This is a genomic window from Listeria cornellensis FSL F6-0969 (assembly GCF_000525855.1).
Classification (GTDB): domain Bacteria; phylum Bacillota; class Bacilli; order Lactobacillales; family Listeriaceae; genus Listeria_A; species Listeria_A cornellensis.
Genome location: NZ_AODE01000013.1, coordinates 152,599 through 166,017 on the forward strand (window position 1 = coordinate 152,599; position 13,419 = coordinate 166,017).

Sequence of the window (13,419 nt, forward strand, 5' to 3'; positions counted from 1 at the left end):
TTATGAACATTTATCGTTATGAGGAAAATCCATTAATTACACCGGCTGATGTGGCACCGCATCGCCCAGATTTTGAGGTTTTGGGAGCTTTTAATGCTGGTGTTGCAGAGTATCAAGGTGAGACGTTGTTGCTTTTACGTGTCGCAGAAAAGCCGATTAGTGAGGATCCGAATATTGTGAAGGCACCCGTTTTCAATGTGGAGACGCAACAATTGGATATTTTGGAGTTTCGGTTGGATGATCCGACATATGACTTTGAAGATCCGCGGATGATTCGGACGAGAGATAAGATGGAAGGTTTCGCCTATTTGACGTCACTTTCTTATATTCGAATTGCGAGAAGTAAGGATGGCCATAACTTTACTGTTGATGAAAAACCGTTTTTGTATCCATTTAACGAATATCAAACGTTCGGTATTGAAGATGCGCGCGTGACGCAAATTGGCGACGTTTACTATGTGAATTTCAGCGCGGTTTCTGAGATGGGCGTGGCGGACGCGATGATTTCGACGAAGGATTTTGTGAGTTATGAATATGAAGGTAACATTTTTGCGCCGGAAAATAAAGATGTTCTAATTTTTCCTGAAAAAGTGAACGGAAAATATTACGCGTTACACCGTCCGAGTTTGAAGAGTATTGGGAATTTGGATATTTGGATTGCGTCTTCGCCTGATTTACATAGTTGGGGCGATCACCGTCATTTGCTCGGCATTCGCGATGGTTATTGGGATAGCGGTCGAATCGGTGGTGGCGCGGTACCAATTAAGACAGAAAAAGGTTGGCTCGAGCTGTATCACGGCGCGACGAAAGAACATCGCTATTGTATGGGAGCGGTCCTACTCGACTTGAACGATCCGATGAAAGTTCTGGCACGGACGGAAACGCCGATTTTAGAACCAGAAGCGGACTATGAGAAAAATGGCTTTTTTGGCGATGTTGTTTTTGGCTGCGGTACGATTGTAGAAGGCGATGTTGTCAAAATGTACTACGGTGTGGCGGATACGTCGATGGCTTGTTGCGAGATGAGTTTGGCGGAAATTCTGCAGCAGCTGGAGGATGAGAGCCGATGACTTGGCAGGAAAATTGGCAAAAATGGAGCGTGGCGTCGAAGGACGATGCGGCGCTTCAACAGGAAATGACGGAATTATCTGACGAAAAAACGAAACGTGAACAGTTTTATCGTTATTTGGAATTTGGGACTGGCGGTATGCGTGGGGAGTTAGGTTGTGGCACGAATCGGATGAATAAATACATGATTCGCTGGGTTACGAGCGGTGTCGCGGCACATATCACAGAGCAGGGGCGTCAAGCGGATGGCGTGGCGATTGCCTATGATTCACGTCATTTTTCGGCAGAATTCGCATTAGAAGCGGCGCGCGTTCTCGGTGCAGCAGGAATCAAAGTCTATTTATCCGACGCGTTACGCCCAACCCCGGAGTTGTCGTTCGTGGTTCGTAAGTGGCGTGCGGCCGCGGGAATCGTAATCACGGCGAGCCACAATCCGGCAGAATACAACGGTTTCAAGGTATACGGTGCGGATGGATGCCAAATGACGCTGGACGTTGCGGATAAAATAACGGCGTATTTGACGGGGATTTCCGATTTGTTCGCGATTCCAGTAGCCGCAGAATTGGCGCTAATCGAAGACGGATTACTCGTTCGAATCGGCGCAGAAGCGGACGCGGCTTATCTAGAACAAGTCCGCGCAGTGACGCAAAATCCAAATTTGACAAAAGAACACGGTGCAAAGCTTGCAATCGTATACACACCACTTCACGGGACAGGTGGGCCACTCGTCACGCAGAGCTTGGCGCAGGCAGGTTTCACGAACGTCCGCGTTGTGGCAGAGCAAGCGATTCCAGACGGCGCGTTTCCAACAGTCACATCACCGAACCCAGAAAACCATGCCGCATTCACGATGGCAATCGAAGCAAGCCACGACGCCGATATTCTGATGGCAACAGATCCCGATGCCGACCGAATCGGCGTGGCTGTTAAAAATGAACAAGGCACGTATCCAATTTTGACAGGAAATCAGTTGGGCGCTTTATTGCTACATTATTTAGTCACACAGCCAAACCTGCCAGAAAACAGCGTACTCATCAAGACCATTGTGACGAGCGACCTAGGCGAAAAAATCGCGCAGAAATACGGCGTGAAAACCTACAATACGCTGACCGGATTCAAGTTTATCGGGGAAAAAATCGCAGAATGGGAAACCTCAGGCGAAGCAACATTCCTTTTTGGCTACGAAGAAAGCTACGGCTACCTCGTCGAACCATTCGTCCGCGATAAAGACGCCATCCAAGCAGCCCTTTTAACAGCAGAAGTCGCGCTATCCTTCCAATTACAAGGTAAAACACTATACGAAGGCTTGCAAACAATCTACGACGAATTCGGTTACCACGAAGAATCCTTGCACACCATTACTGCAAAAGGGGAAGAAGGCATCGCGCGAATCCGAACCATCATGCAAACGATGCGCGAGAAAACGATCGATGGCGTCATCAGCAAAGAAGACTACAAAAGCGGTTTACAGACCAATTATCAAACAACGACAGAACACAAAATAACTCTACCAAAATCAGACGTCTTAAAATTCCACCTGACAGACGGCGCGTGGTTCTGCATTCGCCCATCAGGAACCGAACCGAAATGCAAAATCTATTTTAGCTGCGTTGGGGAAACGGGAGAAGAGGCAAGAGGGCGTTTACAAAACCTCGAAAAACTAGTTTTGGCAGAGATTGATACTATATAAAAAAACAGTGATGAGCAATCTAGAAGTAGATTATTCATCACTGTTTTACTATAATGAAGAAGACAAAATGCATGTGACCGCTAATGGAGGGAACAAACATGAAGGTATCTGAGATGAAAAAAATTATTTTTCCATGTATTATGATTATGTTATTTCTAGGTGCCTGTAGTAGCACATCGACTGTGGAAAATAATAGTCAAAATAAAAATGCTGTCTATAGTGCTACCATTTATGATGCTAATTTGAGGATAGATAAAATAAAATGGGTTAGCGGAGAAAAACTAAATTTACAGGAGGGGAAGTACGAGTTAGAGAGTTCTGATAATATTTTTGATCAGAAGGGAGATAAAATAAAAGTAGAAGATTTAGTCGTAGGAGATACAGTTAAAGTGTATTTTAGCCCTCAGGTAGTTGTTAAAGAAACAGAACCTGGACAAATAGCTTCAAAATATGTTAAGAAAATAGTTAAATCCGAATAAGTATATGCAAATTTTAACGCGTTTGAAGCGAGACATTAGAAGTTGTTGAATAGTAATCAAAAAATGGTTGGCAGAAATGCCAACCATTTTTACATCTAATTTCGCAACCCCTTCACCGTTTCCTCATCAGGCGTCACAAAATAAGTCGTCTGATTATCATACGTCACGTACCCAGGCTTCGCGCCACTCGGCTTCTTCACATGTTTAATCAGCGTCGCATCCACCGGAACCGACCCCGACAACCGTGCTTTGGAGAAGAATGCCGCAATCATCGCAGCCTCCGTTATCGACGTATCATCCGGATTCGCATCCTGAATCACCACATGTGATCCCGGCAAATCCTTCACGTGAAACCATAAATCGGTATTTCGCGCTACTTTATTCGTCAAATAATCATTTTGCTTATTATTTTTACCGACTAGAATCGAGAGTCCAGTACTCGACGTGTATTTTTCAAGTGTCGGATTCTGATTTGGCTTCCGGCTTCCTTTTTTCTGCTTATACTTGATGTAGCCCTGTTCCGCGAGTTCCATCCGGATTTCCTGAACATCCTCAGGCGACGCATCCTCCAACTGCTGCTGCACCGTTTCCAAATACGCAATTTCCTGCTCCGTCAAGCGCATCTGCTCCTCAACGAATTTCACAGCTTTCTTCAATTTCTGGTATTTATTAAACAAAAACTGGGCATTTTGAGGCGGCGATTTCCGAATATCAAGCGGAATTTTCACCGTTCCCATATTCTCATCATAAAAATTCTGTACCTCAATCTCCGTCATACCACGCGCTACTAAATGCAAGTTCGCCGTCAACAACTCACCGAAAACCCGAAACTCATCCGCGCGCTCCGTATCGACAAGCGTCTGCTCCAATTTCTCCATTTTCAACCGGTCGCGATCAATCTCATTCGCAAGCAACCGCTCCAAATCATGCGCAATTTGATGCACTCGATCCCGCGTTGCTTTTCCGCCATAAAACCGATCCAACAAAGCACCAAGCGAATCCGATTCCGCCGTCACTTCCGTATCCGCAAGCCGCATAAAATAGAAATCCTCTTTCTCGTTCTTCGTGAATAAAATAGGTTCCGCCGGTTTCGCACAATCCTCCATCACACTAAAAAAGGCTTGCGGCAACGTCTCCCGGTTCACCAATCCCGCTCGCGCAATTACTTCATTCGCAAGCAGAGGACTAAATCCAGCTACACTCGAAACAATCTGCTTCGACATTTTACCAGCATTGAAATCCAGTTTCGCCAACAAATCTTCCTCGCTAGCCGTCCAAGGATCCAATTTATCCGAACTAGGCGGCAGAATATAAGCAGCACCAGGCAAAAGCGTCCGATAGCTATTAAAAGCCGGCGAAACATGCTTGATACAGTCCACAATGGTCTCTTTCTCACGATCCACGAGCACAACATTACTGTGGCGCCCCATAATTTCCACGTACAAATCACAAAAACGCGTTTCGCCAATCTCATCTTTCCCACGAATCCCAAAAATCAAAATCCGATCATTCGCGACTTGACGAATCGACTCGATAATCGCGCCCTCCATGTACTTCCGCAGCAACATGCAAAACATGGGTGGTTGCGCAGGGTTTTCCATCGTTTCCTTCGTAATTTGGATACGCGCGTAACTCGGATGTGCCGAAATCAAGATGCGCTGATTTTCCCGATTTTTACGCACGTGCAAGACTAATTCATGCGCAAATGGTTGATGTATCTTCATAATCCGCCCAGTTTCGCACTGTTCGGTCAGTTCTTCGGTCATTGCTTTTAAAAACATTGTATCAAATGCCATTCGTTTGTTTCATTCCCTTAAAAAAATTATTTAGTTCGACTGACTAGAGATTTCTTCCCCATTTACCGAAGAATAACTGTAGTCAATATTCATCGTGCCATCCTCTTTTACTTCGGCGATACTGATGAAAAGCGTACTGTTCATCGTAGATTTTCCAGGTGTTGCTTCAAATCGAATATCATCCTGTTTTTTGCCGTTCTTATCGACATAACTAATGATGAATTCACCGGATTTTAAGTCAAAAGGCTTCACATTTATTTCCTTCGTTGTTTCATTTTTTTAGCGCTGGAATCGTAGCGATAACTTTGCCACCATTGCTTACCGTGATTTCAGACGACGCGCGCCCGCTATAATTATCACCGCTGACAATAAAATCCTCTTCTGGCGCGGAAATTGCGAAACGTAATACAAAAGCTAGCGCAATCATAGCAACCAGCACAATACTAAAAACCAAGACATTCTTCTTCATGTTGCGAACCTCTCTTCTTTTTTTCTTTTATTGTACCATAAGAACGAGGAGACTTGCCTGATATTCTTGCTTTTAGATGTTTTATTTCCTTATTTTTGATATAATGAAGAAGTGAAATTAGAATGCGAGAGGCTGATCGAGATGGTAAAAAGTATGACTGGGTTCGGGCGAGCAGGGAAGCAATCAGAGAATTTCAAAGTAACCGTAGAATTAAAAGCTGTGAATCACCGTTATTTGGAAACGATTTTCCGGATGCCGCGGGTGTTCGCCTATTTGGAAGCGAAGTTGAAAAAGAGCATCGCAGAACAGGTGAAGCGTGGCCGGGTGGAATGCGCGATTACAATAGAAGGAAACAAGGCGACGAAAGAAAAATTGGTCATCAACTGGGATTTGGCGGATGAGTATATTCGCTTTATGCGCCAGGCGACACAGCGTTATCAGATGGAAGACGCGTTAAACATTCAAGAACTCTTACTTGATCCGCGTTTTTTAGAAATTGTGGAGAGCAACGACCCGGATTCGGAGCTGGAAGAACTGCTGATAGGCGCAACGACCGCTGCCACAAAACGGCTGGACGACATGCGGGCGACAGAAGGCAACGAGTTGGCGCTTCATTTCAAACATCATTTGGAGATGACAGAGAAATTACTAAACGAGATTCAAGCCTTTGTCCCTGAAATGGAAGCGACCTACCGCGAACGACTCGAAAACCGCTTACTGGGCTATGTTGGTGAAGATTTTGATAAAGCGCTCGTCCTCTCTGAAATTGCGATTTTGCTTGAGAAGTCAGATATCAATGAAGAACTGGAACGTATGGGAAGTCACGTGAAGCAATTTTCGCACATACTTTTGCTGGAAGAACCAGTTGGCCGGAAGCTCGATTTTCTCATTCAAGAGATGAATCGCGAAGTAAATACGATTGGATCGAAAGCTAGTCATTTAGAAATTACGAATCGTGTGGTAGAATTAAAGACGACACTTGAAAAAAATGCGTGAGCAAATCCAGAACGTGGAATAATTTTTCAAGCAGTATGAAATTGTAGAAAAGAGGAACGCAAACATGACAGATCGAGGACTTCTCATCGTTTTATCTGGTCCTTCTGGAGTTGGGAAAGGGACGGTTAGAAAAGCAGTTTTTGATGACCCGACAACTTCATTTGAATATTCCATTTCGATGACAACCCGCAAAGCTCGGGAAGGCGAAGTGGACGGTGTGGATTACTATTTCCGCACGAAAGAACAATTTGAGCAGGCGATTGCAGATGGCAAAATGCTAGAATACGCGCAATATGTCGGTAACTATTACGGAACGCCGCTTGATTATGTAGAAGAAATTTTGGTAGCTGGAAAAGATGTTTTTCTTGAAATCGAGGTGCAAGGAGCGTTACAAGTACGCAAGGCGATGCCAGAAGGAATATTTATTTTTCTAACGCCGCCAGACTTGAGTGAGCTGAAAAACCGCATTATAGGGCGGGGTACAGAGTCAATGGACGTTGTCGAAGAGCGCATGAGCAAGGCTCGCCACGAAATTGAGATGATGAACGCCTATGATTATGCCGTCGTTAATGATATAGTAGATAATGCCGTTCAAAAAATTAAGGGAATTGTTCAGACCGAGCACTTAAAAACAGAGCGCGTCATTCATAAGTATGAAAAAATGTTAGAGGAGTTGGAATAGATGTTATATCCATCAATTGATAATTTGTTGTTAGTTATTGACTCAAAATACTCGCTAGTAACGGTAGCTGCGCGTCGTGCCCGTCAAATGCAAAAAGACCACGACCCAGGTACAATGGATGATTTCAAATCGCATAAAGCGGTAGGAAAAGCGTTAGAAGAGATTTATTCAGGTAACTTGGTTATGGGAAAAGACAAGTAAGCCTATAGAAAAATAGGAGCACAAATCATATTTTTGATTCGTGCTCCTATTTTTCTGCATTTAAATTTCTGAAAATCGAGCAGAAGTCCGGATATTGTTCGAGTAGGTCTTGATTAGGTGAATAAATATGCGTCGTACCTTCTTTTCGAACCGCGACTAAACCGGCCTCCTTTAGTAATTTAATATGGTGAGACATCGTGGATTTGGAAACGTCGTACGTGTCGCTCGTCACGCGCTGTTCCCCTTTTTGAAGTAAACAGCGAAAAATATCTAGGCGAATGGGATCACCTAAAGCTTGGAATAAAACTAACAATTGTTCTGTATTTAGATTATTATTTTTCATAAAAGTATCATAGCACATTACATATTAGTTGCCTATCAAAAAATGTTATGGTAAAGTGTTGTAGTTCGAAAAAATTCGAACAATATAAACAGAGAAAGAAGGGCGAACAAATGCTAGTTATTCAAGCGAAATTGGAAGTCCAAGAAGATAAGATTGCTGCTTTTTTGAAAGAAGTGGAGCCGTTGATTGAGGCGTCACGCGCGGAGTCGGGCAATATTAGCTACCAGTTGACGTGTGCCGTTGAGAATACGACGGAGTTTTATATGATCGAGCAGTGGGAAGATTTAGCTGCGATTGATGCCCATAATAAAAGCAAGCATTTTCAAGCGTTCCAAGCCGGTGTTGGCAGCATGTTGAGTGCGCCGCCGACCATTCAAGTACTTAGTACACTAGAAAGGAAGTAATACCATGTATAAAAATAATGATTTTGAAGATATTATCAAAAACCGCCGTTCGATTCGTACATATGATGACTCGGTGAAAATTAGTAGAGAAGAGATGGAACAAATCTTGACGGATGCGATGCGTGCGCCATCATCGGTAAACATGCAGCCGTGGCGTTTTGTTGTGGTGGAGAGTCCGGAAGGCAAAGCGAAATTGCGTCCGCTTGTGCGTTTTAATACGCAACAAAATGATTCATCGTCGGCCATGCTTGTTATTTTTGGTGATATGAATAGTTTTGATCATGGGGAGAAAATTTTTTAGCAGTGCGGTGGAGCAAGGATTGATGCCGGCGGATGTGAAAGAGAAGCAAATGGCTGCGTTGACGCCTTATTACGCGAATTCACCTCGTGAGGAATTGGAACGGGTGGCGTTGATTGACGGTAGTCTGGTTGCGATGCAGTTGATGTTGGTCGCTCGGGCCTATGGTTATGATACGAATCCGATTGGCGGGTTTGAGCGGGAAAAAGTGGCCGAGGCGTTTGATATGGATATCGAGCGTTATGTGCCGGTGATGATTGTGTCGATTGGGAAAGCGACGGATTCGGGATATGGCTCGTATCGGTTGAGTACGGATGAGACGGTATTTTGGAAGTAATAGTTTGAATGGTAACATCGAGGCGTTCGCGATTCTCGATGTTATTTTTTATTTCGTTTATAATAGACAAAACGGTTGAAAGTTGGGATAGGATGAAAGCGATTATTTTAAAACAGCCGGGAAGTCCAGAAGCATTTGAATATGTAGATGTAGAAACGCCGACGATAAAAAAAGGATGGTCTCTCGTAAAGGTTCAAGGTTTTGGAATTAATCATTCGGAAATTTTCACACGAGAGGGGAAATCGCCAAGCGTTCAATTTCCGCGGATATTAGGAATAGAGTGTGTCGGGATTGTGGTGGAAACGAGTGATGCGTCGCGTTTGGAAGTGGGCGAGACGGTGATATCGATTATGGGAGAGATGGGCAGAGCGTTCGATGGTAGCTATGCGGAATATGTTCTTTTGCCGAATGAACAAATTTATCCTGTAGAGACGCGGCTTTCGTGGAAGGAACTTGCGGCTGTACCAGAAACGTTTTATACGGCGTATGGTGCTTATTTGTCCCTCCAAATCAAGGATACGGATAGCGTTTTGGTCCGAGCGGCTACTAGTGGCGTTGGTGTTGCTTTCATGAAAATCGTTAAGGCGCTACATCCGGCTATTCGTGTTGTTGGTTCTACACGTCAGATATCGAAAGGAAATATGTTGACGGATAATGGGTTTAGCGACGTTATTTTAGATCAGGATGGAAAGTTGCATACAGAAGAGAAATTCGATAAAATACTGGAACTTATCGGCCCTGCTACTTTAAAAAATACATTGGGTTCCTTGCGCGCATTTGGCATCGTATGTAGTGTTGGACAGTTGGGCGGAAAGTGGGAATTAGAAGCTTTTGATCCGATTTTTGAATTAAGGAATCATGCGTATTTGACTTCTTTTTATTCGGGGGATGTTTCGCAGACGATGCTGCATGATATGTTGCGGATTATTGAGGAGAAGAAAATAGACGTGACGCCGGAAAAAGTTTTCCCGTTGGATCAAGTAGCGGATGCACACCGGTATTTGGAGGGTAGGGGGAGTTTTGGGAAAGTGGTTGTGTTGAATGGTTGATTGTCTAGGTGTGGATATTTTTTGAAGTGAAGTATAGATATAATGGAAAAGTAGGATTCACGTTTCCTCAGAAGACAAGGTTTGTGGTATCCTGCTTTTTTGTACATATAGAGGGGAAGATAAAAGGTAAGGCCAATAGCAGTAAACGTTGGCGTGTCTGGGAAATAGTTTGAATTAAATAAATATAGTCGTGATCCGCTTTGGATTTAGCCCTTTTTTTTTCAAAAAATCTGGTTTATTGGAACAGGTAGAGTTGATTGCTGTTGCTAGCTTGGGTTTATGGTTATGATACGATTGAGTGGGGAAAGTTGCCGAGGCGTTTGATATGGATATCGAAAGCTATGTGTAGGTGATAATTGTGTCGATTGGAAAAGCGATGGATTTGGGGTATCACTCGCGTTGGTTCAGTAATGATTAATGCCTTGATATTGTATAAACTCTATCAAGGTTTTTTTTTCATTAGCTTAATCTTTTGGCTTATTTATGCAATAAATTCTTCACAATTCCAAGTTAATGTGATATTTTAAGATAGAGAGTAAAAAGTTTAACGAATGGAGGAATTTAATTGGCAAGGAATACTTGGTCACAAGAGATTTATCATCAAGGATTAAATAAATATAAGATTATCAAAGGAGCTACAAAAAGAGAAGTTGAAATTAAATCAAATATACAAATGGCGGCTTGGGATGAGCTATGGGAAAAAAAGGCTAGAAAAAGAAATGATGATTACAGAAAAAGAAAACGCTTTATTTGAACAACAAGAGAAAATTGATTACGCAGAAGAGGAGACTGCTACAGCTGAATATATTCAACAAGCTATCTCAAATATACTAAAAGAAGATTTGGATGAAAACTCCAATTTTGATTGGAACTATTTAAAAAGTTTTGAGCAATTTCCAGAGCCAAAGCCACTTTCAAAGCCTTTTTTGGGATTTCCGACGGAACCTAAAAGATCAGATGAGCCGTTTAATCCTAAGCAAGGCCTATGGAATAAATTATTAAAAAATAAAGCACAAGAACAAAGGAATCATTTTGATAAATTATTTTCAGAAGTACATAGCTATTGGGTAAAGAGTTGTGAAGGGATAGAAATAGATAATAAATTAATTGACAAAGAAAATCAAGAAAGCATCAAAGACTGGGAGCGAGAAAGAAATTTATATGAGGAGAGGCAAAAAGAGTATAATTTAGGAATTGATAACAATATAGCCGACTTGACTCAAGGTGAAAGTGACGCTGTATCAGAGTTTGTCAAGGCTGTATTAACTATATCAAGCTATCCTTTCGAATTTGAGAAATCAATTGATTGCAGCTATAATTATGATGTTAAATCTATGATTATCGATTACCTTCTCCCTAATAAAGAAGAGTTGCCAAACCTAAAAAAAGCTAAACTATGTGAAATCAAGAGATAGTTTTAAAAAAAATGGTGCATTCAGAAGCTTATATGAATAAAATTTATGATGTAGCAATTTATCAAATTGTTTTAAAAAAGCATTTATGAAATTTTTAGTTCTATGGAAAAATATGATTTAGTGGAAAATATTGTTTTCAATGGGATAATTGATAGCATTGATACGGCAACTGGTAAAAACATTACTCCATGCATCTTATCTGTTTCAGTCGCTCAAGAACAATTTGCAGGAATAGAGTTGGCGAATGTAGATCCTAAAGAATGCTTTAAGAAATTAAGAGGGATAGCCGCTGTAAAACTCTCTTCAATCACTCCGGTGGCACCTATTGCTCAATTGGATATGACTGATAAACGATTTGTTGATGGGTATGATGTAATTGGTGGAATCGATGATGAAGTTAATTTAGCTTCTATGGATTGGCAAGATTTTGAGAATCTTATAAGGGAAATATTTGAAGCTGAATTTAATTCCTCTGGGGGCGAGGTGAAAATTACTCAGGCAAGTAGAGATGGGGGAGTTGATGCAGTTGCATTTGACCCAGATCCTATAAGAGGTGGAAAGATTGTCATCCAGGCTAAAAGGTATACTAATGTTGTTGGTGTATCCGCAGTAAGAGATCTATATGGAACCGTTTTAAATGAAGGAGCCACAAAGGGTATTTTAGTTACGACTTCAAATTATGGGAATGATGCGTATAATTTTGCTAGTGATAAGCCATTGACTCTATTAAATGGTGGGAATTTATTGTCACTTTTGGAGAAACATGGTCATAAAGCGAAAATTGATATTACTCAAGCGAAAATTGATAAAAATCGTGTTTTTCTTAGTTAGGAAATGTAAACTTAGGCAATTTATTCATAGTAGAAGCTAGGAATCAACGGATAAACTTGATTCCTAGCTTTTTCTTCACCTTTCTAACCTCCAGCACTGTTTTTTCCGGCGCTAAAACGGTATAATTGATGGGAAGGTGAAAGAGGTGACCTAGATGTTGGATGGAAAAAATATCTTACTCGCGGTTTCTGGTGGAATCGCTGTTTATAAAGCTGTGGCGCTTACGAGTAAATTGACGCAAGCGGGCGCGAATGTGAAAGTGATGATGACGAAAAGTGCGCAGGAGTTTGTGCCGACGCTTTCGTTTCAGGTGCTGTCGCGGAATGATGTGTATACGGATACGTTTGATGAGAAGGATTCTGGTGTGGTGGCGCATATTAATCTCGCGGACTGGGCGGATCTTGTGATTGTGGCGCCGGCAACGGCGAACGTGATTGGCAAGATGGCGAACGGAATTGCGGATGATATGGTGACGACGACGCTGCTTGCGACGGAGGCGCCGATTTGGGTAGCGCCAGCGATGAATGTGCACATGATTGCGCATCCGGCTGTGGTGCGAAATATTAATCAGCTTTACGCGGATGGTGTTCGTTTTATTGAGCCAAGCGAGGGTTATCTTGCGTGCGGGTACGTTGGGCGTGGCCGTTTGGAGGAACCGGAGCGGATCGTGGGCCATTTGACGAGCTTTTTTGCGGAGAAGAATACGACGCTTGCTGGGCGGAAAGTCGTGGTGACGGCGGGGGCAACGATGGAAAAATTGGACCCGGTGCGTTATTTTACGAATCATTCGACGGGCAAAATGGGTTTTGCGGTTGCGGAAACGGCGGCGAGATATGGCGCGGAAGTCGTGCTGGTGACGTCGTCTACGAAGCTTGCGGTGCCGCATGGTGTTCAGGCGGTTTATATTGAAACGGCGCAGGAGATGTACACGGAAGTGATGAAGCATCAGGATTCGGCGGACGTTTTTGTGATGAGCGCGGCGGTCGCGGATTATACGCCAAAAGTGATTCATGAGCACAAAATTAAGAAGCAGCCGGGCGATTACGCGATTGAGATGGTGCGCACGAAGGATATTTTGGCGGAAATTGGCCAGAATAAGAAGGCGGAGCAGGTCGTGATTGGTTTTGCCGCGGAGACGCAGAATGTGAAAGAGAACGCGCTGAAAAAACTGCATGCGAAAAATGCGGATTTGATTGTGGCGAATAATGTGGCACAAATTGGTGCTGGTTTTGGCGTGGACACGAATCAGGTGACTTTTTATGGGCAGGAAGATGCGGAGAAGGTTTTTCCGTTATTGTCTAAACAAGAGGTAGCGCGCGAAATTATCGAACAGGCTGCGCGTTTGTTGGAGGAAAAGTAAG

General features: G+C 43.0%; 16 protein-coding genes and 1 pseudogene. 13 read left to right on the top strand and 4 right to left on the bottom strand.

Annotated elements, in window-relative coordinates; genetic code table 11:
- Positions 1–2: 2 nt before the first annotated feature.
- The 3 genes from PCORN_RS05940 (at position 3) to PCORN_RS05950 (ending at position 3,237) form a co-directional block, all read left to right on the top strand.
- Positions 3–1,070: a BtaManbiosPhlase gene (locus tag PCORN_RS05940; RefSeq protein WP_036078440.1), complete on the top strand. Its 1,068-nt coding sequence runs from the start codon at positions 3–5 to the stop codon at positions 1,068–1,070.
- Positions 1,067–2,758, top strand: a complete 1,692-nt coding sequence (locus PCORN_RS05945; RefSeq protein WP_036078442.1) for a phospho-sugar mutase — start codon at positions 1,067–1,069, stop codon at positions 2,756–2,758. The genes PCORN_RS05940 and PCORN_RS05945 overlap by 4 nt, the downstream gene beginning before the upstream one ends.
- A gap of 98 nt (positions 2,759–2,856) precedes the next feature.
- Positions 2,857–3,237, top strand: a complete 381-nt coding sequence (locus PCORN_RS05950; protein ID WP_036078443.1) for a hypothetical protein — start codon at positions 2,857–2,859, stop codon at positions 3,235–3,237.
- A gap of 95 nt (positions 3,238–3,332) precedes the next feature.
- On the opposite strand, the gene PCORN_RS05955 is transcribed toward PCORN_RS05950, so the two are convergent.
- From PCORN_RS05955 to PCORN_RS05965, 3 genes are read right to left on the bottom strand one after another with little or no spacing between them, the layout of a single operon-like run.
- On the bottom strand, positions 3,333–5,033 hold the full coding sequence (locus PCORN_RS05955; protein WP_036078445.1) for an Rqc2 family fibronectin-binding protein: 1,701 nt from the start codon (positions 5,031–5,033) through the stop codon (positions 3,333–3,335).
- Between the two features lie 30 nt (positions 5,034–5,063).
- Positions 5,064–5,285: a hypothetical protein gene (locus tag PCORN_RS05960; RefSeq protein ID WP_036078447.1), complete on the bottom strand. Its 222-nt coding sequence runs from the start codon at positions 5,283–5,285 to the stop codon at positions 5,064–5,066.
- 19 nt (positions 5,286–5,304) lie between these two features.
- Positions 5,305–5,502, bottom strand: coding sequence for a hypothetical protein (locus PCORN_RS05965; protein ID WP_036078449.1), 198 nt, complete (start codon positions 5,500–5,502; stop codon positions 5,305–5,307).
- Between the two features lie 141 nt (positions 5,503–5,643).
- Here PCORN_RS05965 and PCORN_RS05970 point away from each other — a divergent pair, with 141 nt between their 5' ends.
- The 3 genes from PCORN_RS05970 to rpoZ all read left to right on the top strand — a co-directional run bounded on the left by PCORN_RS05970 (position 5,644) and on the right by rpoZ (position 7,381).
- On the top strand, positions 5,644–6,498 hold the full coding sequence (locus PCORN_RS05970; protein ID WP_241433089.1) for a YicC/YloC family endoribonuclease: 855 nt from the start codon (positions 5,644–5,646) through the stop codon (positions 6,496–6,498).
- A gap of 64 nt (positions 6,499–6,562) precedes the next feature.
- Entirely contained in the window at positions 6,563–7,180 is a 618-nt protein-coding gene (gmk, locus tag PCORN_RS05975) for a guanylate kinase (RefSeq protein WP_036078451.1), read from the top strand.
- Complete coding sequence (rpoZ, locus tag PCORN_RS05980; RefSeq protein ID WP_036078454.1) at positions 7,181–7,381, top strand: DNA-directed RNA polymerase subunit omega; 201 nt, start codon at positions 7,181–7,183, stop codon at positions 7,379–7,381.
- Positions 7,382–7,427: 46 nt separating this feature from the next.
- Here rpoZ and PCORN_RS05985 read toward each other — a convergent pair whose 3' ends face one another.
- Positions 7,428–7,724, bottom strand: coding sequence for an ArsR/SmtB family transcription factor (locus PCORN_RS05985; protein WP_051999290.1), 297 nt, complete (start codon positions 7,722–7,724; stop codon positions 7,428–7,430).
- A gap of 110 nt (positions 7,725–7,834) precedes the next feature.
- Between PCORN_RS05985 and PCORN_RS05990 the strand changes: the two genes are divergently transcribed.
- From PCORN_RS05990 to coaBC, 7 genes and pseudogenes are all read left to right on the top strand, one after another.
- The gene (locus tag PCORN_RS05990) at positions 7,835–8,128 is read left to right on the top strand and encodes a putative quinol monooxygenase (RefSeq protein WP_036078456.1); all 294 of its coding nucleotides are present in this window, start codon (positions 7,835–7,837) and stop codon (positions 8,126–8,128) included.
- A 4-nt stretch (positions 8,129–8,132) separates the two neighbouring features.
- Positions 8,133–8,763: pseudogene (locus PCORN_RS05995) on the top strand (nitroreductase family protein).
- Positions 8,764–8,771: 8 nt separating this feature from the next.
- Positions 8,772–9,812, top strand: coding sequence for a zinc-binding dehydrogenase (locus PCORN_RS06000; RefSeq protein ID WP_241433090.1), 1,041 nt, complete (start codon positions 8,772–8,774; stop codon positions 9,810–9,812).
- A gap of 565 nt (positions 9,813–10,377) precedes the next feature.
- Positions 10,378–10,566, top strand: coding sequence for a hypothetical protein (locus PCORN_RS06005; RefSeq protein WP_036078457.1), 189 nt, complete (start codon positions 10,378–10,380; stop codon positions 10,564–10,566).
- Complete coding sequence (locus PCORN_RS17180) at positions 10,499–11,227, top strand: hypothetical protein (protein WP_149024271.1); 729 nt, start codon at positions 10,499–10,501, stop codon at positions 11,225–11,227. The genes PCORN_RS06005 and PCORN_RS17180 overlap by 68 nt, the downstream gene beginning before the upstream one ends.
- 102 nt (positions 11,228–11,329) lie before the next feature.
- On the top strand, positions 11,330–12,058 hold the full coding sequence (locus PCORN_RS06010) for a restriction endonuclease (protein ID WP_051999285.1): 729 nt from the start codon (positions 11,330–11,332) through the stop codon (positions 12,056–12,058).
- A gap of 157 nt (positions 12,059–12,215) precedes the next feature.
- Complete coding sequence (gene coaBC, locus PCORN_RS06015; protein WP_077913805.1) at positions 12,216–13,418, top strand: bifunctional phosphopantothenoylcysteine decarboxylase/phosphopantothenate--cysteine ligase CoaBC; 1,203 nt, start codon at positions 12,216–12,218, stop codon at positions 13,416–13,418.
- The last annotated feature ends 1 nt before the right edge of the window (position 13,419 follow it).

Coding starts and splice junctions, on each gene's coding strand:
- PCORN_RS06000 (WP_241433090.1), top strand. CDS start 8,772: ATGGTAACATCGAGGCGTTCGCGATTCTCGATGTTATTTTTTATTTCG.
- PCORN_RS05955 (WP_036078445.1), bottom strand. CDS start 5,033: ATGGCATTTGATACAATGTTTTTAAAAGCAATGACCGAAGAACTGACC.
- PCORN_RS05950 (WP_036078443.1), top strand. CDS start 2,857: ATGAAGGTATCTGAGATGAAAAAAATTATTTTTCCATGTATTATGATT.
- PCORN_RS05985 (WP_051999290.1), bottom strand. CDS start 7,724: ATGAAAAATAATAATCTAAATACAGAACAATTGTTAGTTTTATTCCAA.
- PCORN_RS05970 (WP_241433089.1), top strand. CDS start 5,644: ATGGTAAAAAGTATGACTGGGTTCGGGCGAGCAGGGAAGCAATCAGAG.
- PCORN_RS05940 (WP_036078440.1), top strand. CDS start 3: ATGAACATTTATCGTTATGAGGAAAATCCATTAATTACACCGGCTGAT.
- PCORN_RS05990 (WP_036078456.1), top strand. CDS start 7,835: ATGCTAGTTATTCAAGCGAAATTGGAAGTCCAAGAAGATAAGATTGCT.
- PCORN_RS05965 (WP_036078449.1), bottom strand. CDS start 5,502: ATGAAGAAGAATGTCTTGGTTTTTAGTATTGTGCTGGTTGCTATGATT.
- PCORN_RS06010 (WP_051999285.1), top strand. CDS start 11,330: ATGGAAAAATATGATTTAGTGGAAAATATTGTTTTCAATGGGATAATT.
- gmk (WP_036078451.1), top strand. CDS start 6,563: ATGACAGATCGAGGACTTCTCATCGTTTTATCTGGTCCTTCTGGAGTT.
- PCORN_RS05945 (WP_036078442.1), top strand. CDS start 1,067: ATGACTTGGCAGGAAAATTGGCAAAAATGGAGCGTGGCGTCGAAGGAC.
- rpoZ (WP_036078454.1), top strand. CDS start 7,181: ATGTTATATCCATCAATTGATAATTTGTTGTTAGTTATTGACTCAAAA.
- PCORN_RS17180 (WP_149024271.1), top strand. CDS start 10,499: ATGAGCTATGGGAAAAAAAGGCTAGAAAAAGAAATGATGATTACAGAA.